Origin of the sequence: Microcoleus sp. B6-A1 (assembly GCF_036705085.1) — a bacterium.
In the GTDB taxonomy this organism is placed as follows: Bacteria; Cyanobacteriota; Cyanobacteriia; order Cyanobacteriales; family Microcoleaceae; genus Microcoleus.
This window is the reverse complement of record NZ_JAUBTU010000103.1, coordinates 1-24,624: the sequence shown is the minus strand read 5'-3', so window position 1 is coordinate 24,624 and position 24,624 is coordinate 1. Positions and strand designations below refer to the sequence as shown.

General features: G+C 47.9%; 16 protein-coding genes. 7 read left to right on the top strand and 9 right to left on the bottom strand.

What is annotated here, in order from left to right:
- Positions 1–3,981, top strand: a 3,981-nt coding sequence (locus tag QUB11_RS26710; protein ID WP_445300865.1) for an Ig-like domain-containing protein, incomplete at its 5' end; no start/stop codon positions are given.
- A gap of 647 nt (positions 3,982–4,628) precedes the next feature.
- On the opposite strand, the gene QUB11_RS26705 is transcribed toward QUB11_RS26710, so the two are convergent.
- On the bottom strand, positions 4,629–5,252 hold the full coding sequence (locus QUB11_RS26705) for a GNAT family N-acetyltransferase (protein WP_333206757.1): 624 nt from the start codon (positions 5,250–5,252) through the stop codon (positions 4,629–4,631).
- Positions 5,253–6,976: 1,724 nt separating this feature from the next.
- Between QUB11_RS26705 and QUB11_RS26700 the strand changes: the two genes are divergently transcribed.
- Positions 6,977–10,501: a response regulator gene (locus QUB11_RS26700; RefSeq protein WP_333392084.1), complete on the top strand. Its 3,525-nt coding sequence runs from the start codon at positions 6,977–6,979 to the stop codon at positions 10,499–10,501.
- Positions 10,502–11,048: 547 nt separating this feature from the next.
- The gene (locus QUB11_RS26695) at positions 11,049–11,495 is read left to right on the top strand and encodes a hypothetical protein (protein ID WP_333206759.1); all 447 of its coding nucleotides are present in this window, start codon (positions 11,049–11,051) and stop codon (positions 11,493–11,495) included.
- 373 nt (positions 11,496–11,868) lie between these two features.
- Here the strand turns inward: QUB11_RS26695 and pheS are convergent, their stop codons facing one another.
- Both pheS and QUB11_RS26685 read right to left on the bottom strand, forming a co-directional pair.
- Entirely contained in the window at positions 11,869–12,873 is a 1,005-nt protein-coding gene (pheS, locus tag QUB11_RS26690) for a phenylalanine--tRNA ligase subunit alpha (RefSeq protein WP_333206760.1), read from the bottom strand.
- A gap of 379 nt (positions 12,874–13,252) precedes the next feature.
- Positions 13,253–14,437 (bottom strand): transposase, encoded by a 1,185-nt coding sequence (locus tag QUB11_RS26685; protein WP_333206761.1) that lies wholly within the window; start codon positions 14,435–14,437, stop codon positions 13,253–13,255.
- Positions 14,438–14,582: 145 nt separating this feature from the next.
- On the opposite strand from QUB11_RS26685, the gene surE reads away from it, so the two are divergent.
- Positions 14,583–15,389, top strand: coding sequence for a 5'/3'-nucleotidase SurE (gene surE, locus QUB11_RS26680; RefSeq protein ID WP_333206762.1), 807 nt, complete (start codon positions 14,583–14,585; stop codon positions 15,387–15,389).
- A 127-nt stretch (positions 15,390–15,516) separates the two neighbouring features.
- Positions 15,517–15,915, top strand: a complete 399-nt coding sequence (locus tag QUB11_RS26675; RefSeq protein WP_333206763.1) for a hypothetical protein — start codon at positions 15,517–15,519, stop codon at positions 15,913–15,915.
- A gap of 252 nt (positions 15,916–16,167) precedes the next feature.
- Here QUB11_RS26675 and QUB11_RS26670 read toward each other — a convergent pair whose 3' ends face one another.
- A complete protein-coding gene (locus QUB11_RS26670) occupies positions 16,168–17,388 on the bottom strand; it encodes an LL-diaminopimelate aminotransferase (protein ID WP_333145692.1) in 1,221 nt (406 codons plus the stop codon).
- A 225-nt stretch (positions 17,389–17,613) separates the two neighbouring features.
- A complete protein-coding gene (locus tag QUB11_RS26665; protein ID WP_015177073.1) occupies positions 17,614–17,940 on the bottom strand; it encodes a thioredoxin family protein in 327 nt (108 codons plus the stop codon).
- A gap of 144 nt (positions 17,941–18,084) precedes the next feature.
- Between QUB11_RS26665 and QUB11_RS26660 the strand changes: the two genes are divergently transcribed.
- Positions 18,085–18,837: a biotin/lipoate A/B protein ligase family protein gene (locus tag QUB11_RS26660; RefSeq protein ID WP_333206764.1), complete on the top strand. Its 753-nt coding sequence runs from the start codon at positions 18,085–18,087 to the stop codon at positions 18,835–18,837.
- Between the two features lie 283 nt (positions 18,838–19,120).
- Here the strand turns inward: QUB11_RS26660 and QUB11_RS26655 are convergent, their stop codons facing one another.
- The 4 genes from QUB11_RS26655 to psaK form a co-directional block, all read right to left on the bottom strand.
- Complete coding sequence (locus tag QUB11_RS26655; RefSeq protein WP_333206765.1) at positions 19,121–19,909, bottom strand: DUF928 domain-containing protein; 789 nt, start codon at positions 19,907–19,909, stop codon at positions 19,121–19,123.
- Positions 19,910–19,947: 38 nt separating this feature from the next.
- Positions 19,948–21,897, bottom strand: coding sequence for an adenylate/guanylate cyclase domain-containing protein (locus QUB11_RS26650; RefSeq protein ID WP_333206766.1), 1,950 nt, complete (start codon positions 21,895–21,897; stop codon positions 19,948–19,950).
- A gap of 81 nt (positions 21,898–21,978) precedes the next feature.
- Complete coding sequence (locus QUB11_RS26645; RefSeq protein ID WP_333206767.1) at positions 21,979–23,175, bottom strand: site-2 protease family protein; 1,197 nt, start codon at positions 23,173–23,175, stop codon at positions 21,979–21,981.
- A 182-nt stretch (positions 23,176–23,357) separates the two neighbouring features.
- A complete protein-coding gene (gene psaK / locus QUB11_RS26640; protein ID WP_333206768.1) occupies positions 23,358–23,642 on the bottom strand; it encodes a photosystem I reaction center subunit PsaK in 285 nt (94 codons plus the stop codon).
- Between the two features lie 133 nt (positions 23,643–23,775).
- Between psaK and QUB11_RS26635 the strand changes: the two genes are divergently transcribed.
- Complete coding sequence (locus tag QUB11_RS26635; protein ID WP_333206769.1) at positions 23,776–24,423, top strand: phosphoribosylanthranilate isomerase; 648 nt, start codon at positions 23,776–23,778, stop codon at positions 24,421–24,423.
- Positions 24,424–24,624: the final 201 nt, after the last annotated feature.

Here is a 24,624-nt window from a genome sequence, read left to right as displayed (position 1 = left end):
CCAAATCCAACTAACAACCAACCGCCAGTTGCCAACAATGCCAACTCCAGCCTCGCGCCCAACAGCAGCCAGTTAGTCACAGGATTGGGAGGAAGCGACCCCGACGGGCAGATCGCCTCTTACACCATCAACACCCTGCCCTCACCAGACCAAGCCGTCCTGTTTTTAGGAGATCCAGCCAACGGCGGTGTACCAGTGACACCAGGCCAAGTCCTGACTCCAGCACAGTTGCAGCAACTATATTTCTTCACGACGGGCAACTTTACAGGAGCAAATTTCACCTACAGCGCGAAAGACAACAGCGGCGCCACCAGTCCCGCTACCGCTACTGTCGCGGCCATACTTCCAACTAACAACCAACCGCCAGTTGCCAACAATGCCAACTCCAGCCTCGGGCCCAACAGCAGCCAGTTAGTCACAGGATTGGGAGGAAGCGACCCCGACGGGTCGATCGCCTCTTACACCATCAACACCCTGCCCTCACCAGACCAAGCAGTCCTGTTTTTAGGAGATCCAGCCAACGGCGGTGTACCAGTGACACCAGGCCGAGTCCTGACTCCTCAACAGTTGCAGCAACTATATTTCCAAACGACGGGCAGCTTTACAGGAGCAAATTTCACCTACAGCGCCACAGACAACAGCGGCGCCTCCAGTCCCGCTGTCGCTACTGTGGCGGCTATCTTGCGGCCGGGGGCGTCAACTCCCACACCAACCCCAACTCCAACTGACAACCAACCACCCTTGGCCAACAATGCCAACTCCAGCCTCGGGCCCAACAGCAGCAGGTTAGTCACGGGATTGGGAGGCCGCGACCTCGACCCCGACGGGTCGATCGTCTCTTACACCATCAACACCCTGCCTCCAGCAGACCAAGCCGTCCTGTTTTTAGGAGATCCAGCCAACGGTGGCCAACCAGTGACACCAGGCCAAGTCCTGACTCCAGCACAGTTACAGCAACTATATTTCCAAACGACAGGCAACTTTACAGGAGCCACTTTCACCTACAGCGCCACAGACAACAGCGGTGCTATCAGTCCAGTCGCTACCGCGACTGTGGCTGGACTGATAGGGCCCACACCAACTCCAACCACAACTGACAACCAACCGCCAGTTGCCAACAATTCCAACTCCAGTCTCGGGCCCAACAGCAGCAGGTTAGTCACGGGATTGGGAGGCAGCGACCCCGACGGGTCGATCGCCTCTTACACCATCAACACCCTGCCCTCACCAGACCAAGCCGTCCTGTTTTTAGGAGATCCAGCCAACGGCGGTGTACCAGTGACACAAGGTCAAGTCCTGACTCCAGCACAGTTGCAGCAACTATATTTCTTCACGACGGGCAACTTTACAGGAGCCAATTTCACCTACAGCGCGAAAGACAACAGCGGTGCTATCAGTCCAGTCGCTACCGCTAGTGTGGCTGGACTGATAGGGCCCACACCAACTCCAAGCACAACTGACAACCAACCGCCAGTTGCCAACAATGCCAACTCCCGCGTCGGGCCCAACAGCAGCCAGTTAGTCACGGGATTGGGAGGCAGCGACCCCGACGGGTCGATCGTCTCTTACACCATCAACACCCTGCCTCCAGCAGACCAAGCCGTCCTGTTTTTAGGAGATCCAGCCAACGGTGGCGTACCGGTGACACCAGGCCAAGTCCTGACTCCAGCACAGTTACAGCAACTATATTTCCAAACGACAGGCAACTTTACAGGAGCCACTTTCACCTACAGCGCCACAGACAACAGCGGCGCATCCAGTCCCGCGGCCGCTACTGTGGCGGCCATACTTCCAACTGACAACCAACCACCAGTTGCCAACAATGCTAACTCCAGGCTCGGGCCCAACAGCAGGCAGTTAGTCACGGGATTGGGAGGCAGCGACCCCGACGGGTCGATCGTCTCTTACACCATCAACACCCTGCCTCCAGCAGACCAAGCCGTCCTGTTTTTAGGAGATCCAGCCAACGGCGGTGTACCAGTGACACCAGGTCAAGTCCTTACTCCTCAACAGTTGCAGCAACTATATTTCCAAACGACGGGCAGCTTTACAGGAACCAAGTTCACCTACAGCGCCACAGACAACAGCGGTGCCACCAGTCCTGCTGTCGCTACTGTGGTGGCTATCTTGCAGCCGGGGGCGTCAACTCCCACACCAACGCCCACACCAACACCGGCATCGCCGATCGTCTCAAATCCGATCGCCGAAACAGATACCGACTGTCAATGTTCGCCCATTATTGAAAAACCGGGAATTAACTTTGCGCCCCCGCCGCAACCACCTGCTGTTGGATTTGTCCGGCCTATTTCACAATTTTCCGAGGGACAAACCACCAAAGGAACTGACGGCGATGATTTCATCGTAGACACCAAAGGCAACCAAAAAATTGTCGGTTTGGAAGGCAACGACCTGCTTTTAGGTGAAGACGGCGCAGACGAAATTTACGGCAACGAAGGCAATGACAGGATTTTTGGGGGCATTGACACCGATATTGTTTACGGAGACGAGGGCAACGATATCGTATTTGCAGGCAAACAGAACGACTGGATTGCCGGCGACTTAGACTCTGACACCCTGTTTGGAGATCGAGGTGCGGATACGATTTTGGGAGACAACGGCGGCGATAACTCCAGCAGTTCTCAAAACAATGGCGATTTGATCTTCGGAGGCGAGGGTGCAGACCTCATTAACGGCAACGAGGGCGACGATACCATCCATACCGGCAAAGGTGACGATATTGCCCTTGGAGGTAAAGAAAATGACCGAATTTGGGGCGAACTCGGCTCCGATACGTTGTTTGGTGGCATCGGCTCTGACAGCTTGTTTGGGGGCATCCGCGACCAAAGTGCCAGCGACTCCCAGGGACGCGACTTGCTGTACGGAGGCTTCGGTGACGACTTCCTCAACGGTCAACAAGGCAACGATACGCTGGTTGCAGGCAAAGATAACGATCGCGCTTACGGAGGTAAAGGCAATGACATCATCTACGGTCAATTAGGCTCCGATACCCTCTACGGCGGTGAAGGAGCCGATACTCTGCTCGGTGACAGTGGCAGTTCCCAGTCCATCGGGGATATTGGGGAACAAGACTTAATCTTTGGCGACAGCGGCAACGACATCATCGGCGGCGGTCACGGTAATGATACCGTCCAAGCAGGTAAAGGCAATGATTGTGTTTGGGGTGGCAAAGATAATGACCTGATTTGGGGCGAGCTCGGCTCTGATACCCTTGTCGGCGACAGCGCCGACGACACCATGTACGGCGGTGCTAGAAGTCGAGTTCAAGATGTTGGCGGCCAGGACTTGCTCTTTGGCGGCATCGGTGCTGATGTGCTGTTCGGCGATGAGGGTGACGATACCATCAGTGGCGGTGAAGACAATGACTTGATTTACGGCGGTAAAGCTAACGACCTCATACACGGAGATCGGGGTGACGACTTGATTTACGGCGGTGACGGCAGCGATGAGATCTGCGGTGACGAGGGCAACGATACCATCTATGGCGATCGGGCTGATAACCGGGGTGTCTCGGTGGCCGCAAACGACCAGCAAGACTGCATCAACGGCGGTGATGGCGATGACTTGCTTTACGGCAACGAAGGCCAAGATACTATCAACGGAGATGCTGGCAGCGATACCTTGATTGGTGGTAAAGATAACGACCTTCTCAATGGGGGCGCTGGAGATGACTGGCTGTTTGGCGACTTGGGCGAGGATACTTTAATTGGAGGTATTGGGTTCGATCGATATGTGTTGAGTGCTGATGGCGGCATTGATACTGTCATTAACTTCGAGGTAGGCGTCGATAAGTTTGTTTTGACCGAGGGGCTGAGTTTCCAGCAGTTGCAATTTAGCGCCACTCCGAACGGTACGTTGCTGCAAGTAGCAGGAACCGATCGGGTTTTAGCAAATCTGGTTGGGGTTAACGGGGCGATCGGCTCCTCGGATTTCCTATCAGAGATCTTGCGCTTTGAGGGTTAGAATTGGTGGCGAAAGTCCCCTTTTCTGGCGAACAAAACGCCACAGCAGATCCGAACTTCTGTGGCGTTCCTCACAATACTCTATCGGGGGCTTGAAACTTTGTTGCACTCGGCTTTTGTCATGGCTCTTACAGTGGCTTTTTGTCCCTCTCTAAAATGCTAAAAAATAAGGGTGTATTCCAGCCGGATTTGGTATAATATCAAATCAGTTAGCCTTGGGATTATTCATAAATCTCTTATTATCCGCGTGAATCAGCATCAATCCATTGTCATCTGCGGTTAATAAATTTTCTTTTTAAAACCGCAGATGTGGGCAGATAAACACAGATTAACGCAGATTAATTCGATTAATTCCTGTTGCAGCGTCCGTGATTTTTGACTTGTTTTTACGCCCGACGAGGCGACGGGAGTTGATATAACTTTGTATGGAGTTTTTCAGGTGTTCCCAGGTACACAAGGGTTGGTAACAAATAGTGTTTACTAGCAACTAATTTTATTGTGTTTTGCGATCGGGCTTAAGAGTGAACTAAAATTCATCACTAATTCCCCATTCCCATTCCATTGATTCACAATAGAAGGAAAGAAGAGCTATTTTTTCCTTTTTCTTGGCGAAGCCCCAATTCCCGATAATCAATTCAAATACTTAGCTTAGGATAGCGATATCTGCTTGCGTAAAAACAGCCGGCGCGGCTGCCCCAACAGCCAACCAGTCCAATTCCAATCCACCTGTTGCAAGCGATAGCCGGCTTGATAGTACAACTGTCGCGCCGCGTGATTATTTTCCAGAACGTGGAGGTAAATCTCAGAAAATCCCCATTCTCTGGCTGTCTCCTCGCAGTTGCTGAGCAATTGTTGAGCAACTCCCTGCCGCCGGTACTCCGGGTGAACGGCTAAATTCGACAAATAAGGATAGTCAGAATTAGGGATTTGCCAAGGAAAGCGAGAACGCAGAGCCATTTCTACTGTTCCTGTTATGCGCTGATCTCGGTGCGCCCTATAATTCTGCGTTCCCTCCTCGCGCGAGACTAGCTCAGCAACCAGACAAATGTAATGTTCTGCCTTAGAACGCAGTCGATTTTTTAAATCTTCGTAAATGCCCAAACGCAACACTGGATACACCCATTCTACAAACCCCTCGCGGGAGTGAAAGCTCATGGCTAAAATATCCGCTAGCTGCGTTAAGTCGTTGGGCGCAGCCACCCGGATCGAAAAACCAGACAGTCCGGGAGTTTGTTGTTGGTGAGATGGTGAGGAAAAAAATGAAGGATTCACAATGCCAGGCCACTATATTAATTTTTTTACGCGGGTTTCTAAGCTACCCTCTTAGAAAATTCACTGATGTTATACTGATCTTATAACGTAACTTATAGGCATAGTTTATTAGCCAGATTAAATTACATTTTTTGGTGCTTGACTTTAAGTAGTATTTGAGGTAAATAGGAAATTTTTAGCATTTAAGACTCTAGTTATGAAAAAATAAAACTCATCCCCTAATACTAGATTTGTGGATAAGCTATTTAGCCTTTAAATTGAAGCTTGATCCCTGGCTTTGGGCCGGCATCACAAGAGTTTAAGTAAACAGTAGCTTACAAATTAAATGCGCGACAGCTTAGCGGGCAAGGTATTAAAAACAATCACAAAGGTTTTAACGTCAGGTTCCCGGAATCTTACCGCTCTCTGCTTACGGAAATACCCGATCGAATATAATTTATTCGTCAAGCGGTAGTTGAAAAACTCAACGACTGACCATACTAACACCGGGCGCACTGGCGCGTCGGATGTTCCCCGCCGCTCCCCGACCTGGCACCCCAGCTTTCAGCAGTTCTGGGCTATCCATCGCCCATCCCCGATCGAACCGGCCTTACCTGTTGAGCTACTGGGTACTTTTCCAACCTCCAATTTAAATTTGGATGCCTGGAAACTGTCTGCAGGGGTTTTCCCCGTCGGTTCGATACTCTGCTGCGCGCGAGACCTTCAAAACCTCGATCGAGCTGATTGACCCTGCCCAAAAACCGATATAAGCCACCGACACTCGTCGTGGACAGATCAAAATTTTAGACCCTAGTTCAAGCTCCGCGATTCATCTGTGGAGTAAATCTCAAATCTAAAATCTCAAATCTAAAATCGACCGATCGGTTTCCACAGAGTACATCCCTAGCTAAGATTAACAGATGGATGCTCTATCTTGCGGTGTTTCGCCACAGTAATTGGCTTGGGCGTTGGTCTGCAGGAGGCACAAAAAATGCCGAGATCGGGGAAAAAAGTGCAAGTCTAACTAAAATGGTACAGCAATTGCGTCACTCCCACAGACACCTCTGTGGTCTGTGGGCCACCCCCGAATATCAGTCAGGGGCTCGGCGCCGGATTGTGGTCGGTATCCTTGGCTGACTGTTAAAGTTGCTATTACTTGTGGGAAAAAAACACAGGCGAAGATGTTGATTGTCTATTGTATCTTGCTGCGGGCAGCTTTCACATACCAAATAAAATATTCCCCGGAGCCAGTATCTAACATACATTTGGCAAATAAACTCACAATCAGGACGCTTATTCCTATGTATTCTGAGATATCCAGACGGCAGTTAAAATGGCTAGATTTGTGTTTGCTCTCCTGCTGCATAAAGGTAGGGGGGAAAAGAAAATTATCGGGAGACGAGTTTATGTGAATATCATTAAATAATAATAAAATTGGGGTGCACGACAGATAACTGTGGCTCAGAAGAATTCCGAATTGAAAACCCAGACATCAAAAATCAAGGTTGATGCTTGCCTCGCAGACTCACAACAACTTCATATCGACGAATTATTGTGATACCTTTTTCCCAAAATAATGGCACTCTAGGCAAACTCCCAATCCTTATGTCATCAGTCATTCGCAATCGTCGAAAATCGAAAATCGAAAATCGAAAATGGTATGACTTCAGTAAGTTAAATCGGCGAATTCTTCCCTTAATCAGACTTATTAAATCGAACAGCCCCGGGGCACAGGAGAACGGTGCATGAATTCCCAAGAAAATCCTAAACTAAAAATTCTGATCGTCGATGACGAACCGGATAACCTCGACTTGCTTTACCGCACCTTCCATCGAGACTACAAAGTGCTCAGAGCCGAATCTGGCCCCGCTGCTCTCGAAATTTTGGCAAAAGAGGGAGAAGTTGCGGTGATTATCTCTGACCAGCGAATGCCAAAAATGAGCGGTACGGAGTTTCTCAGCCTGACGGCGGCTCAGTACCCCGACGTGATCCGAATTATTTTAACTGGCTATACGGATGTTGAAGATTTAGTTGAAGCTATTAACGCTGGCAAAGTATTCAAATACGTTACCAAGCCTTGGGATGCTCAAGAGCTGATCAATCTTGTCAGTCAAGCTGTTGAGACTCACAATCTTCTGAAAACGCGCACCAATGAACTGCGCCGTGCTTTGAGCCAAGAATCGCTGCTTTATGCCGTTACCAATACTATCCGATCGGCTCCCAATTACCAGCAAATGCTGCAAAGAATTGTGGAAACTGTCGGGCAGATGTTTGAGGTGAGTTGCTGTCTGCTGCGGCCGTTCCAAGACGGCCGAGTTGCCGATGAGTGGTTCGTTTACCAGAAGGCAGAAACTCAAGGGTTGGGGGGCGATGAGGAAGTCACACCCGGAGATGCTTCTGCTGCCGAACTCTCCCCGGATTTGCTGCCGGATTTGGTTTGGGAAACTCTGGATGTGGAGGTGATTCAAGATGCCCAAACTGACGATCGAGTTTTAAACTGGGATAATCAGCAACGACGGCAGGCTTACGAAGCTGCGAATATTCGATCGAGCTTGATCGTACCGCTGTTTTACAAAACCGAACTGATGGCAGTCTTGGCGCTGCACCAATTTGAGGAACCGCGCCAGTGGCAAGACCACGAGGTACAGTTGGTAATTACCGTGGCAGACCAAGCGGCTTTGGCGCTTTCTCAAGCCCGGGCTTACGAACAGGTGCGGGCGCTGGCCAAGCGCGAGGCCTTAGTCAATACTATTACTACGGCAATTCGATCGAGTCTCGATCCCCAAAATATTTTTGCAGCCATTACTCAACAACTCGGCCAAGCTTTGCAAGTTGACGGCTGCGCCCTATCTCTGTGGACAGAAGATGATGAATACGTCCAATGCGTGGGGCTATACGACACAGATAGGGATACCGTGGCTGTAGAACAGGGTTTTATTGATAATCCAGAGCTAGTTGCGAACCCTCTGGGCTACGAGACGGCTTCTGGCGATGCTGCTGCTAACACTCGCGCCTGGGTTTTTGCCCATCCTTCTTTACCACAGTCTTTGGTGCCGATTCGGGGCAATCCGGTGTTGCTGCAAGTTATGGTATCAAAAGAGCCGGTGGCGATCGAAGATCTCGACGAACACCCCGAGTTAAATGTTACAGAACTGCAAGTTCGATCGCCAGCCCGCGCCCTGTTAGTCGTTCCCTTACTCTCAGAAGGCAAAATCATCGGCAGCATTTCCCTGCGCCAAAATCACAGCATCCGCCGCTGGAACATCTCAGACATTGACCTGGCTCAAATAGTCGCAACTCAAGCTGCTCTGGCCGTGCAGCAGTCGCGCCTCTACCAGACTACCAGACAGCAGGCAGAACGGCTTCTGGAAGCCGATCGGCTCAAAACCGAATTTTTCCAAAATATCTCCCACGAGTTCCGCACGCCTCTAACTCTAACTATCGGCCCTCTGGAATCAGCTTGCAGACGCCAAGAAGACTTGCCCTACGAACAAGCCGTAATCGCTTTGCGTAATTCCCGCCGCCTCCTGCGCTTGGTAAATCAACTGCTGGACTTGCAGCGGCTCGATGCCGGACGGATGCAGCCAAGTTTTCGTCCCTGCGATTTAGTCGGTTTCTGTTACTCTACCGCAGAGTCGTTCCGCGCCTACTGCGAGAAAAAAGGACTGCACTTAATTACCCAACTGCAAGAATGTCCTTTACTTTATTTGGACTTGGAAAGATTTGACAAAGTTATTTACAACCTGCTGTCAAATGCTGTTAAATTCACCCCAGAAGGGGGCACTATCACCCTGAAAGTTGAATCGGCCGGCGCTCACTGCCTGTTACAAGTAAAAGACACGGGTATCGGCATTCGCACCGAACAAATTCCCTATTTATTCGAGCGGTTTCACCAAGCCGAAGGTTCAGCTAGCCGTTCCTACGAAGGCAGCGGCTTAGGTTTGGCACTTGTCAAAGAATTAGTCGAACTCCACGGCGGTCAAATTTCAGTTGAGTCAGTTTACGGCGAAGGTACTACTTTTACCGTTTGGCTGCACTTTGGTTCGACGCACTTGCCCCCGGAACAGGTACTAGAAATACCTGCGGAGTTTCACTCATCCAAAGCTGCGGTGGAACTGGCAGATGTGGAGGCGGATTTGTCGGAAAATGAGGCAGAAAATCATAACTTTGAGGCGCTCGATCCTGTCCGATCAGAAACAGCAGTGGGAACGGTTTTGGTAGTTGACGACAATCCTGATTTGCGCTTTTATGTGTCGGCAATTCTGCGAGATTCCGGCTTTGCAGTTTTGCTGGCCCGCAACGGAGAAGAAGGATTTGCCGTGGCTAAAAAACGTCGCCCTAATTTAATTATAACTGATTTGATGATGCCTTTGATTTCAGGCTTGGATTTGATTAAGATGATTCGAGAGGATGAGGAATTACAGGGAACTCCGGCAATTTTGCTGACTGCTAAAGCCGACGAAGATACTCGAATTGAAGGAGTAGAACGGGGTGCGGATGCTTATTTGTCCAAGCCTTTTAATGATCGAGAATTGTTGGCGGAAGTGCGGAATTTGATCGCCCTCAAACAAAACGAGCGCCGAGTGCAGCAGTTGAACAGTTATTTAACTGAGTCGGTGCTGCGCCGATTTTTGCCGCCGGCGATGGTGAAGGCCGCAGCGGCAGGAGATTTGGCCTTAGATTTGCGCCCGGAACCGCGATTGATTACTATTTTGTTTAGCGATATTGTCGGTTTTACTCAAATGGCAAATACGCTGCGCTCGCGCCGGGTAGCTGAGCTGTTGAATGAATATTTGGCGGCAATGACTAAGGCTATTTTTGACAGTGGCGGTACGGTGGACAAGTTTGTTGGAGATGCGGTAATGGCTTTCTTTGGCGCGCCGGAGGAACTAACGCCTAATGAGCAAGTACGCCGCGCTGTGGCTGCTGCTGACCAAATGCTGCGAGCTCTCAAGGAGCTTAACAAGGGCTGGTTGGAGCAGGGAATTGTTGGGGAAAATGGCGTGCCTCCGGTGCGGTTTCGCTGCGGAATTCACCAGGGTACTGCGGTGGTGGGGATGTTTGGCGGCCCCGATCGATCGGATTATACTGCGATCGGGCCGAGCGTGAATATTGCCGCCCGCTTGCAAGAGGTGACGGAACCAAACACGGTGCTAATTTCGGCGGCGGTTGCAGATTATGTTGAGGAAAATCGCATTGTTAAATATAAGCCTTTGAAACTAAAGGGAATTGATGAAACGGTATTGACTTTTTTACTAAATTGTGATTAGTCATTAGTTGTTTGTTAAGTATTATATGTTGATATCCCACACACAATCTCGGAAACAACCTATTCCTAAATACAGCCGATTTCAACTGAGTGAAGTACCTTCACCCCACCCGCCCCAAGGCTGTTTCATATCGATTCCGGTGCAACCGGAATCGATATCAATTGTTTAATCTTTAATCTAAAATTTACAATCGACTCACCAAAGTTCAAGATTCCAAATGGCTGCTGGGGAGTCAAATCTAAAATCTAAAATCTGAAATCTAAAATCTAAAATTGACTGACTTTCCTTAATCTATTGTTTAATCTTTAACCTAAAATTTACAATCAACTCACCAAAGTTCAAGATTCCAAATGGCGGTTGTGGAGTCAACTCTAAAATCTAAAATCTAAAATCTAAAATCTAAAATTGACTGACATTCCTTGCTTCCATCTATCAAAAGAGGGATATTTTTTAACCGTTGGTCGGCGGATAACCTCTCTCTAGAGAACGGTTCAGCCGATCGCTCTGATCGAGTAGAAATAGAATGTCATATCTGATTGTGTATTGTATGAAACTGAATTCTTTTACGAAACGGCTTTCGACTGTCGGGCGCTGGATGGCTACAACTGTGCTTTGCGTGTCAGCGATGGCCTTCGTGTGGTCTGGTGCGTTCTTCTCCAACACCGCTGCAATGGCATCTCCTGCTGTAAACTTGATCGCAGCAGCAGATGCGGGCGATACGGTGCAAGAAAAAGCCAGCAAAGATGCTGGACGAACCAAGAACTTTATCCGAGATACAGAAGAGAAGGTTAAGGAAACTGCCAAGACAAATGCTGCTAAAGTCGATCGAGCATCGGAGGATGGTAGTGTAGTAGAGCGCAAAGCTAAGAAAGATGCGGCCACAATTGAGAAAAGAGCATCGGAAGATTCAGCTCGGACTCAGAAAGCAGTAGATAATACCAAGAATGCTGTCGAGAGCGCTGTTGACAGCATCAAGGGTGTTTTTAGCAAGTAGGAAATAAATAAGTAGGTAAGTGCAAAGTCCTTGTCTACTTAAGTAAGCGGGCATGAATAAACTGATGTGAGGGGGCGGGTTTTGACCTGAAAGAAGTCGGATAGCAAGAGTTACTTGCACTCACCCGCCCACCATATCTTATGGTTTTGTGGCTCTTGTCTGCTTACTTGAAACTGCAAAATTGATGTAGCTTAAGCAAAATCTCTAGAGGGTTTGTAGAGGGAGCATCTCAATGAAAGCAGCCAAGCCCAAAATTGGAGTTAGGAGTCAGGAGTCAGGAGTCAGGAGAAAAGAGGAAGAAGGAAGGAGCCAGAAGAAGTGTTTTTACAAATATGAGATGCTCCCGTTTGTAGAAACGACCCCCAACCATGCTTTAAAATTGCCGCAAAAAGCGCAAGTCGCTAGCATAAACCCGGCGAATGTCGTCGATTTCATAAAGTACCATTGCGAACCGCTCGACACCAAAACCGGCCGCAAACCCAGTATATTTTTCTGGATCTAAACCCACTCCTTTAAGTACGTTAGGATCGACAGTTCCGCAGCCCAAAACTTCCAGCCATTTGCCGTTCCACTGCAAATCCACTTCGGCCGAAGGTTCGGTAAACGGAAAGTAACTCGTGCGGAAACGAATCGGCAAATCTTGCCCGAACATTTGCCGCAAAAACTCTTTAATTGTGCCTTTCAAGTCAGTAAATGTCAGACCTTCATCAATTGCTAAAAGTTCAATTTGGTGGAAAACTGCTGCGTGAGTAGCATCGACAGTATCGCGGCGGTAAACGCGGCCGGGAGAGACAATCCGAATCGGCGGTTTGTGCTGTTCCATGTAGCGAATTTGCACTGATGATGTCTGAGTCCGCAGTAAGTCGCCGCCTGGTAGGTAAAATGTATCTTGCATATCCCGCGCTGGGTGGTCTGGCGGTGTGTTCAGCGCCTCGAAGTTGTAATAATCTGTTTCCATTTCCGGGCCGTTGGCGACGGTGTATCCCAGGCCGACAAAGATATCCAGAGCGCGGTCTATGACGGCGTTTAAGGGGTGAACGCGGCCTTGGGGGCGGCAAATCCCCGGCATGGTGACATCGATGGTTTCTGAGGCTAATTTGGCTTGGATTTGGGCTGTTTGGAGGGCGGCGCGCTTGTCTTCTAAATCTGCTTGCAGGGCTTCTTTGACTGTATTGGCGATCGCACCTACTTTGGGCCGCTGGTCTGGCGACAGTTTGCCCATCATGCCTAATATTTGAGAGAGTTGGCCTTTTTTGCCGAGGTAGCCGACGCGCAACTGTTCGAGTTGTTCGAGGGTATTGGCACTGGCGATCGCACTTTTGGACTCTTGGCCGAGGGTTTCTAGTTGAGTTTCAATGTCGCTTAGCTGGACAGTCATTTTGATTTTAGATTTTAGATTTTAGATTTTAGATTGATGGCAGTTTTGGGCCAAGTTGAGTTTACCGCAATTTTGCCTCTTCAGCTTGTTGATTTTAGATTTTAGATTTTAGATTGATGGCAGTTTTGGGCCAAGTTGAGTTTAGCGCAATTTTGGCTCTACAGTCTGGTAGATTTTAGATTTTAGATTTTAGATTTTAGATTGATGGCAGTTTTGGGCCAAGTTGAGTTTAGCGCAATTTTGGCTCTACAGCCTTGTTGATTTTAGATTTGAGATTTGAGATTTGAGATTTTCGGTAGTTAGGGATAATTTGTAATAAGTAATTCGATGTTAGAGCGATCGCCCTAGTTGAATCTAGTTTAGTATTGTTTTGACATACTCACCGCCCTAAAAATGCGGTGATTCTTGACGCTTCTTTGGGGTCTGCTACTGAAGTAGTCTTACGTCCCCTCTGCGTCCGTTTAGAGTCGTGGCAATGCCCTATCCCGACTTTATTTATATTTTTGGCTGCGTTCTCATCTCTATCGTGAGTTGTACCGCAGCTTAAACAGGTAATAGTTCTGACTTTGAGGTCTAATTTACCCCATCGATAGTCACATTTAGAACAGACTTGGCTTGTAGGTTCCCACCGGCTAATTACCCTAAACTCCCGACTAAGCTTGTCGGATTTAGCTTCACAGAACTCGCGAAATTCTCTCCATCCTTGAGAGCTAATCGCTCTAGCTAAGCGCCGATTCTTAACCATGCCCGACACGTTGAGGTCTTCCAAAATAATCACTTGGTTTTCGTTGACTATTTTGGTTGATAGTTTGTGCGAAAAGTCTTTGCGGGTGTCAGTAACAAGATTGTGCAACTTTGCAATTTGAATGCGGGTCTTCTGACGGCGTTTTGAGTCTTTTTGTTGCCGAGCCAATCTGCGCTGCAACTTCTTGATTTTGCGCTCCCATTTTGAGTAGTCTGGACTTTTAACCTGCGTTCCGTCGCTGAGAGTAGCGAAGGTTTTTAAACCCAAATCAATGCCAATTGAAGGATTAATGGGCTCTAAATCTTGAGGTTCTACATCTACTACAAAACTTAGAAAATACCGATTGGCACAGTCCTTAATTACTGTTACCGAACTTGGTTTTGAGGGCAATTCCCTAGACATAATAGGACTGACCAACCCTATTTTTGCCAAGTAAACTTGAGCTCCTTTAATAGAAAATCCCGACTTAGCAAACTCCGCTGATTGATTATTGGTCTTCTTCTTAAACTTAGGCGCTCCAACTTTACCCCCTTTTCTCTTGCCATTATGGGAATCAAAAAAGTTCTTGTAAGCCGTGGCTAGATGCCTCAAAGACTGCTGCAAAGGAACAGACGAAACCTCGTTTAACCAAACTCTTGATTCGGTCTTTTTGGTACTGGTTAATAGTGCAGATAGTTGGTTGTAGTTTGGTAGTTTATCAGCAGATTTGCAAAAAGCTAAGGCATCATTCCACACCACTCTCACACAACCAAACAACTGAGCTAAGCTCAATCGCTGTTGGTCTGTGGGGTAGAATCTGTACTGATATCTTGCTTTCATCGTCCAATCTGTCAGCCTCGTTTTTATGGTACAATATATTACACTGAGAAAGCAACAAATATCTGGGAAAAATACAATACTAAAAGCCGTCCTAGAAGGACGGGGTTTTAGACCCAATTTTCTGATAAGGCCTATAAAAATTTCAATGAAACTTTTAATTAGCAACGACGACGGCATCTTTGCACAAGGCATCCGCAGCCTCGCCAACGCTCTCGCCGCCGCTGGCCACGATGTGAGTGTAGTTTGTCCCGACAGAGAGCGCTCCGCTACCGGCCACGGCCTTACCTTGCACCAACCCATCCGCGCCGAAATTGTCGAATCTATTTTTGAGCCAGGAGTCCAAGCTTGGGCCTGTTCGGGTACTCCCGCCGACTGCGTGAAACTTGCTTTGTGGGCTTTACTTGACAAACCGCCGGATTTTGTCCTTTCCGGTATCAATCACGGGCCCAATTTAGGCACGGATATCATCTGTTCGGGTACGGTTTCGGCCGCAATGGAAGGAATTATGGAAGGCATTCCCAGCATTGCTTTCAGCCTCGCGAGCTTTACTTCGCAGGAATTTGGGCCGGCGGTGGATTTCGCTGTCAGCTTGCTGTCACAGTTGGAAAAACAGCCAATGGCGAAACCGATGCTGTTGAATGTCAACATACCAGCAGTCTCACAAGCAGAAATTACCGGAGTTGCGATCGCCCGTCAAGGCATTCGCCGCTATTTCGACATATTTCAAAAGCGCACAGATCCGCGCGGCAAAACTTATTATTGGCTGGCTGGCGAATTGTTAGAAGATGTAGAAGAAATCGCCGATTCGGCGGTGCCACATGATATTCCTACAGACGTACAAGCTATTCGCGACAACAGAATAACCGTAACTCCCTTGCAATATAATCTCACCTGTGCTCCCGACTTGCACTCGTTACGGGATTGGCAATTTGAAGGTTTTCCCAAGGATTGAGCTCCGATCGACCCGATTGGAGCGGTAAACTAGGAATTAAGGAAAAGTGCCTCTCAAGGTCTATACCTTAAGCGTTAACACAGGCTACCAATTACTTGTTAGTTTTTTTTACTCAAGAAAAACAGTTATGAACGCTCCCACCTATAACACTCATTCTGTCACTTGCCCGATCTGCAACCGTTCCAGCGTCGTAGGCCCAGTCGGGATGGTCAGTGGACTATTCACTTGTCCCCATTGCCATTCTCATATGGTAATTAGCTGGAGCGGTCATTTTGTGCGCGATCCTTTTAGTCTCAAACAACTGACGGTGGGAAAGATGCTCAGGCGCGAGAGCAGACCGTTAGCTCGCCTTCAGCGGGACTTTGGGCTGGGTAAGCCTTTTCCGCTGATTGCAATTTTGGGCAGTGTGGTCTTTTTCGGGTGTGCGCTCGCGGCTACGGAACAATCGCTACCCCGACAGAATTCACTTCAAGGATTTTTAGAGTGGGTGAGCGGATCTGGTAATTCCGAAGATGTCTCACGTTAACATTTCTTAAGAAAGATTGTGACAGATACTGCGTGCAAATATCTATTCCTTTAGGTATAAATCACACTATTTTAGAAATTGCATCCATCTTGATCTACGGGTAAGCACTTAGACGGGATGCCCTTCTTCCTGTGCCCAAAAACGTCAAAACCCCAGTCCGGCAGGGGTTTTAACCCCTGCCTCAAAGCTCAATTCTGGTGGGCGTAAGTCTCACGAGGGTGTTTTGGGTTAAGTTGACAAATATCACATCGCTCAATTTAGAAACTCAGCAATTTTTCTAACTGCTGCTTCCAAAATTGCTGGCGACTCGACTAAGGCAAATCGCACGTAGCCTTCTCCTGATTTCCCGAAACCGGCACCGGGGGAAGCTGCGACTCCTGTACTCTGTACTAGCTGAGTGCAAAATTTCACGGAATCTTGAGCCCAAGGTTCCGGCAGTTTCGCCCAGACGTACATGGTGGCAGGGGGTACGGGTACTTGCCAGCCGATGCCCTGTAGCGCGTTTACAAAGGCATCCCGCCGTTTTCTGAAGGTTTCTACGCTGGTTCTGACGGTATCTTGAGGGCCGGTTAATGCGGAGATCGCTCCGTTTAAAATCCCTCGGTATTGGTTGAAGTCCACTGCGGCTTTTACCTGTCGCAGCGCTGCAATTAGTTCGGAATTGCCGATCGCATATCCGACTCGAAAACCTCCCATACTGTAGGATTTGGATAGTGTAAAAAACTCGATCGCCACACTCTTATCTCGATCCGCCTGAAAGATTGACGGCGCCATCAATTTGCGGTTTTCCTCGATCCCAGAGGGCGGGCACGGGGGCACCGCCCCTACAGAATCGTCAAACACCAAATCCACATAAGGGAAATCGTGAACTAAAACCAGCCGATGTTCCCGACAAAAAGCCACAGCTTTCTCAAAAAAAGCAACCGGGGCGATCGCAGTTGTAGGATTGTGAGGATAGCTCAAAACCATCATCTTCGACTGAGCCAGCACTGCTGTCGGAATATCTTCAAATATCGGCAAAAACGCATTTTCTGCTAATATCGGCATCGGATAAATTTGACCGCCAGCCAAATGCACACCGCCCGCGTGGGAAGGATAGCCCGGATCGAGCAGCAAAGCAAAATCTCCAGGGTTGAGTACAGCTAAAGGCATATGCGCCGTGCCTTCTTGGGAACCAATTAATGGCAGCACTTCTGTTTCTGGATTGACTGCAATCCCAAATTTTTGCTCGTACCAAATAGCTGCTGCTTCCCGAAAATCTCTTGTGCCATTAAACAGCAAATAGCCGTGGGTGCTGGTGTCGGACAGAGAATGTGCGATCGCATCTGTAATATGAGCAGCCGCCGGCAAATCCGAAGAACCCAGAGACAAGTCAATCACATTTTGCCCCGCTGCTCTAGCTTGAGCTTTTGCCCGATCCATATCGGCAAATACATTAAATTGCAGTGGTTCTAAACGTTTAGCAAATTGCATATTTTCTATAGTTTTGTGGAATTTTAAGGAATATTTTTATCCGAGCTAAATTATTTTTTATATGGCATTTTTATTGACTTTGTGATTTTTTTTAGTAACCGCAGAGAGCGCAGAGGGCGCAGAGTCAGAGAGGAATATCGAGGAGAAAAGAGAGATGTTAAAAAATATTTGCGATTTCTATAGTTGTAAGTTGGGAGTTGGAAACTCCCGAATCATTTCCAAACTTTATAAGTGAGCGTCGAGCAAACCGACCAAAGTTTGTTTAGTAATAGCTCCCTCGTGAGACAGCACTACTTCGGCATTTTTAAACAGCCTGAGAGCTGGGACTCCTTCTACTTTATACTGCTTGACAGTATTAGGATTGGGGTCAATTTCCATTTTAACCACTTTCAGTCGATCGCTGTAGTTGGCCGCCACCCAGTCTACCGAAGGCGCGATCAGTTTGCAAGGCCCGCACCAACTCGCCCAAAAATAGGCAAGCACTGGTTGCTCTGCTTTCAGGACTTCTGTTTCAAATTTTTCGTCGTTAATGACAATTACACTGTTGCTCATGGTTCTGCGATTATTTTTTCTATTTATTTCTAAAGCACCGGCGGGGGTGAAATTTGCACCAACTTAGAAGACAGGCCCAAAAAACTGTTACTAATTTTAAAACATTCTGCGAATTATTGAGTAGAAACTAAGGACTCGCGACTGATGGCTCATTCTGTATGGCGTTTAATTCCACTGTTGTCGGCGTCTGGTAGCGTGCAGATGGCGATCGACCAATGGCTACTGGAACAGCATCTAGCGGGCAAACATCCACCAACTCTGCGATTTTACACTTGGCAACCGGCGGCGATTTCCTTGGGCTACCACCAGCGCAGGTGGCCGGAGTTTTGGCAGCAGTTGTCTTGGGAGGGAATGCCTGTGGAGTTGGTGAGGAGGCCCAGCGGCGGGCGCGCCGTGCTGCATCAAGGGGATTTAACTTATGCAGTTGTGGCGTCGGGGTTTGGAAGCAGCCGTATGAAAGCTTATCAGACTATTTGCGAGTTTTTGATTGAGGGTTGGAGGGCGATGGGTTTGGATTTGCAATACGGGGAAGCTGGAAGGGGTTATATTCACAATCCGAATTGTTTTGGTACTGCGACGGGTGCGGATTTAGTTACCGCTGATGGTTGCAAGTTAATTGGTAGCGCGCAATTGCGACGGGGTGATGCTATTTTGCAGCACGGTTCGATGCGTTTGCAGCCGGATGTTTGTTTGTTTTCTCAAGTGTTTGGGGAGGAATTAATTCCTGTGCAATTACCTCTATCTGAAGGGGGAGATGATTTGATTGCCACTGTAATTGATGTTTTGAGTGCGGCGGCTTGTCGCTGTTTTGGGATTGAGTTGGAGGTGCAGCCACTTTCGGATCTGGAATGGCAGGATATTTTGGAATTAACAAGTAATAAGCTGTTTCACATTTAACCTCCATATTTGGGGGCGGGCTTTCCTGCCAGCTTTTCGGAACAGCCAAGATGGCCGTTCCACAAGAGATTTTTGGAATAATTATTGTGGGGGATGTCAAAAAGTCGGCCGCCTTTTGGGAACAGCCAAGATGGCCGTTCCACAAGAAAGAATTTTTATTGTAGAACAGCCATCTTGGCTGTTACTGATACAAGTTAAAAACTTGTACACTTCTTTTTATTAAAACTCTTCTAGCCCGTTGCTCTAACGTTGCCAAAAAAGTTAAATTTATATGCAGTACAGCTTATGGCTGTGGCTGAGTTTGAACGATCGGCTCTTTGGCAATTTCGCCCAATTTTACAGAATCCAGCAAGCTTTCCCAATCAGCCTTGAAGGTTGTATCATTAGGTTGATCGCGGCGAGCGGCAGCTAGGGTGCTGAGGGCATCTTGCCAAATCCCATTTTCAGCATAAATAACGGTTTTCTGGCGCGGATCTGCCTGATCTAATTGACGGCGGATATCTGCACTGAGTTCAACTCGCCGTACAGTACCGCTTTCGATCTGATCGCTCGATCGGTCTTGAGAGTCGCAAATCACTGTAAAATTCCAAGTGTAACTTTTGCCTACTTCCAAGGGTGGCACATTTTGGTTAGCGGGGATACTAACGCCGATCACCCCTGATAAATTGCTAATTGTGAGATCCTGTTTATAAATCTGCTTGCCGCTTGGATCTTGTAGGATAAATTCGGCTGATTCGGCCTCTGTTTGAGGCAAGTAGAAAAAGAACGTTGGATAGTCGGAAACAGTCCGTCCCTTCTTATTTGTAGGCACTAAGGCTGTGACACCTAACTGACTAATGCTCGCGCAGCCGCCGCCGCGCACAGGCCGTCCCGGTTGAGTGGGGGGCAGCTCATCTATATCTTCACGGGGCTGAATGAAGCGCGGCCCTCCCGGTATAGGGTTTGGTGGGCGGTCAGGTGTGTTTATGCTGGGCTGTCCCACAACTGCCAATTGAGAAATGTTAAGTGTGGCTATCAATACTATTGAGCCAACTGATATCAGATTGATGAGAAACTTAGTAATTGTTTTCACATTAACTCCATGAATTTGTAGGGAGAGATTCTCTCTTTTTATTTCTTTTTCCTTCCCAAAATCCGGTAGACATTAACTTTTTGTTCCCTGCCTCTTAACGGTAAAGCTCCCCAAGATTCTACCTCAAATTTGTCCGCCAGATGCAGAAAGGTTTCTTCTGCAATCAATATCCGGCAAGAGTCCTCGTGGCGATCCTTTTCGCAGCTTTCCAGGCGAGAGGCAATATTTACGCTGTCGCCGATCACTCCATATTCTAAACGGGTTGTGCCTCCCAGACTACCCACCATCACAGGCCCTGTAAAGATGCCTACTCGCATTTTTACGGCCGGTAAACCGCGTGTGAGCCAATTTTGATTCATTTCTGGCAAGCGCGAACTTATAGCTAAAGCGCAAGATACGGCGAGGCGAGCATCTTCTGCAATTTCTTCGCGAGTGGTGCGCGGAATGGGTACGCCAAATACTGCCAGCATTCCATCTCCGGTAAATTTATTAATCACGCCTTGATGTGCTTGGACTTCTTGGGCCATTGCTGATAAATACTCATTTAACCAACTCATTACTACTTCTGGCGCTAGTTTTTCGGAGATTGTACTAAAACCCTGCAAGTCGGTGAGGATGATGGTAGCAGTAACTTTTTGACCGGGCAATAACCCTGATTCGAGCAGATGGACGCGCTCTTTCCACAAGGCATTTGCGATCGCGGGTGAAGTTTGTTGTCCTAATAATTTCATCACAATCCCTTGCTGTTGCCTCGACTGCTCGTATTTATAGGTGACTGTGACTCCTGCGGTGATTAAAAGGGCCATAGCAGGAGAAATTAGAGGTATCCACCCCTGTTGCATGAAGAGGAAAAAGGTAAATCCGAATAATGAGCCGCCAGCTACGATCGCACTTCCCATCAAATTCAGCGATTTTTCTAGCCGCCAAGCTAAACAGCCACCCACTGCACTCCACACAGCGATCCAGAGAATTTCTTGCCATTCGTCCCAATACCAAAATAGCCCTTGGCCGTCTAAAACTGCACTGAGAATTTGGCTGGTGGCAGTTGCGTGAATTAATACCCCAGGCGTCGGGATATTACCGTTTTTAGTAGCGCTGTAAGGGGTAGAAAAAATATCTTTTACAGTTGGGGCTGTCACCCCGATTAAGACTATTTTACCTTTTACCAATTTGGGGTCAACTTTGCCCTCCAAAACTTGAGTTATGGTCACGGTTTCTGCTATCTTTTTAGGAGAGCGGTAATTGAGCAATATTTGATAGCCTTGGGCAGGAATGTTCTGATAACCTCCTGAGTTTGATCGCAACTTGGAAAAAACTGTTTTATTTACTAGAAATTCATTGTCTTCTGTGGCTTTAGATTCTATTTTTTGGCTATCAAAATATGCAAAAGCTAGCCGGGATGGAAATGAATAAAACGTGTTTTTACCATCGCCAATAGACATCACATTACGACGCACTATACCATCTGGATCGAGATACAAATCGTTAAATCCTACCCGCTGGTCGGGTATGTTGGGAGGTGGCTGCACTCGATCGTACTTTAAGGAGCCGATGAAGGTAATGGGAAATACTTTGGGGTTTTTCAGTTGAGTTGCTAATTCTGCAGTCCCCGGTTCGTAGGGAATATCACGAATTATATCGAGACCAATAGCTGTGGGTTCCAAACGCGCTATTTCGGCGATCGCTTTTGCTAAAACGCGATCGGAAATTGGCCATCTGTTTAAAGCACTAATGTCCCGATCGGTGATTTCAACTATCAGCAACCTGGGGTCAGGGCCGCGATCTTGCCCCAACTGCACCATGAGGTCGTAAGCATTTAATTCTAGTGGCTGCAAACCGCCTAAATGCCTCACTCCCAATAGAGTTCCGGTCACGACAATCCAGATGATAGCAACAGGTTGCAAGTCAGCGTTGGGGAATAAATAAGTTAAATTTTTCCCAAGTCCCTCCGCAAATTTATGATAAATTCTCTTAAAGAATTGGGGCATAAAATTTAGTGTTTCAACCCTGAGTCACAAAGTATGCTACATCTTAACTGATCGCTGATGCCCCTTACTGATGCCAAATTTTTAGTTTTCTTGTGCGGTTTTGGCGATCGCACTTAACTGCAATCCCTGCGGATAGCTGTTTTCTTCTTTGCTGCGCTTGATGTCGGCCATTGAAATCTGTGGTTTGAGGTATTTTGCTAAAACTTTAACCACGTCGCCCCGATCGATCGTCCCCACTACTGAACCAATCGGCGAGAGGACGATGATTCGGGGGAGTTGACGGGCTTCCATGCTGTTAATTACTTCTGCGAGGGATGCTTTTTCGGAGACTGTGGGGGTTTTTCCCAGGGGTTTCAAAATGTTGTGCAAAGTCTGAACTTGCCATTGGCTGCGTTCTGTGAAGCGAATATCGTCGATCGACACTAAGCCCAAATCCCGGCCGTTGGTCGCAGCAATGTAAAATGGAAACGGATTGACTTCTAACAAATATCGATCGGCAAATTCTCGCAGAGTCAAATCTGCATCTACAACTCGAAACTCGCGGCTCATCGCATCGCTGGCTTTAATTTTGAGCAGGGCTTCTTGCAGCGAAGTAACTTGGCTATAAGCACTGGCATTGCGAATGCCAAACCAGCCGATCAGCGCAATCCACAAGCCGCCGTACTCGCGCGCTAAAAAGCATAAACTCAGACCCAAAGCAACAGCCAGCCAACCTAAAACTTGTCCTGTTTTTGCCGCCCAGCGAACGCCGGCAAATCGAGAGCCGGTGATTTTCCAAATAGCTGATTTTAAAACTTGTCCTCCATCCAAAGGCAGACCGGGAATTAAGTTAAATAATCCCAAAACGAGATTGATTAGTGCTACCCTTTCAGTGACAATTCCTAGCAAACTTTTCGGGGGAAGAACTTGAGAACCCAAACCGAGGATTAAAAACAACGCAAAGCTGACTAGAGGGCCGGCAATAGCTACTTGAAAAGCTTGACCGGGAGTTTTGGATTCCGAGTCGATCGAAGCTACTCCGCCAAATAAGAATAAGGTAATAGAATTAACTTTAATGCCTTGCGATATCGCCGCCAAGCTGTGTCCGAGTTCGTGCAAGAGCACGGAAGCAAACAGTAGCAGAGCTATTGCTAACCCCGCACTCCAAGAGAGTGCAGGCCCCCACAGGCGGTAACTGCTGGCGTATTCGCGGGTTGCTAAGGCTAAAATTATAAACCACGAATAATCTATAACTAGGGGGATGCCAAATAAAGAGCCGATTCGCCAACCTGTCTGCATGAAGTTTCCTGGGAAAGGAGAGCAAGAAAGAGTTTCTATTATAGCAATCCTAAATGAGTCGTAAACTTTTTACCCCACCCCAACCTCCCCTTGGTAAGGGGAGGGAGTAAGAAATTCCCAAATGATTTAGGATTGCTGCTATATATCTTTTCTACCCCTTGCCTTTGCCTTTCCCCTGATTTTTACAGAACTCCGGCGTTACCCAAGCCCAAGATTACTCCGGCTCCGAGCAAGTGGCCGAAGCTGGCTGTTGCCAGCAATTCTGGTATGCCGAAGCCTTTGAACATTCCAGGGAGTGCAACGGGTAAAGCTGGGCCCTTGCCTCGGTTTTGCTTGGAGATGCCGTAGTAGCCGATCGTGATCGCCAGCAAATTGCATAAAATCATTGTCAGTCCTACCAGTGGCGACCACTCCGGTGTTGAGGGAGCGGTAGATTGTACGGCTAACAGCAAAGATGAGGTGATCATGTTCTTATCTCCTGATTTCACAGATAAATTGATTTCCAAAATTATAAAAAGCGGTTTGCATTAAACTAAGATTTGTTTTAATAGTTAACAATTCGTTGATATTTTGATACAAATTCGGAAGGGAGGACGAGGATTGCGGGTTAAAATTTGCGGAATCACTAAATTAGACCAAGGAATTGCGATCGCCCGCTTGGGAGCCCAGGCTTTGGGGTTTATCTGTGTGCCGGCTTCCCCCCGCTATGTCACCCCAGAAACAATTCGCCTGATTGTCGAGCAGTTGCCGAAAAATGTCGATCGCATCGGCGTTTTTGCCAACACCACAATAGAAAATATCTGTCAAGTAGCGGCAGAGTCAAATTTAAGCGGGGTGCAGTTGCATGGAGATGAAACAGCGGAATATTGCGATCGACTGCGGGAGTTTTTGCCGGGAATTGAAATTATCAAAGCCCTGAGAGTTAAGACTCCTGAAACTTTAGCCACCGCTGCTGTTTATGCTGTTCGTGTCGATACTTTACTGCTGGATGCTTACCATCCAGGGCAATTGGGCGGTACTGGTAAAACGATCGACTGGATGATGTTATCAGAGTTTAGACCGCCGTGTCCTTGGCTGCTGGCGGGCGGTTTAACACCCGATAATATTTTAAATGCAATTGATAGTGCGATCGGCAATAACTTCAGCGGTGTTGACCTGTCTAGCGGCGTAGAAATAGCGCCGGGAGATAAAGATTTGACCAAAGTTGCTCAGTTGTTTGCTAATTTAAGTCAACTTGCTCATCATTGATAATTGGCAATACGAAATTCGCGCTTTTTATCCGATTCATTCTGTAGTCTGCGTGGGCGAAGTCTGCCTTATACAAGGCAGACATCGTTTCTACAGTAGCGGTTTCAACCGCAGTTTATGCCGTTTAGGATCGCGAATTAAATAACTTACAATTTTAATTGTTATTGTGGGATGGGCGTCCCGCCCGTCCAAAAAGGACGG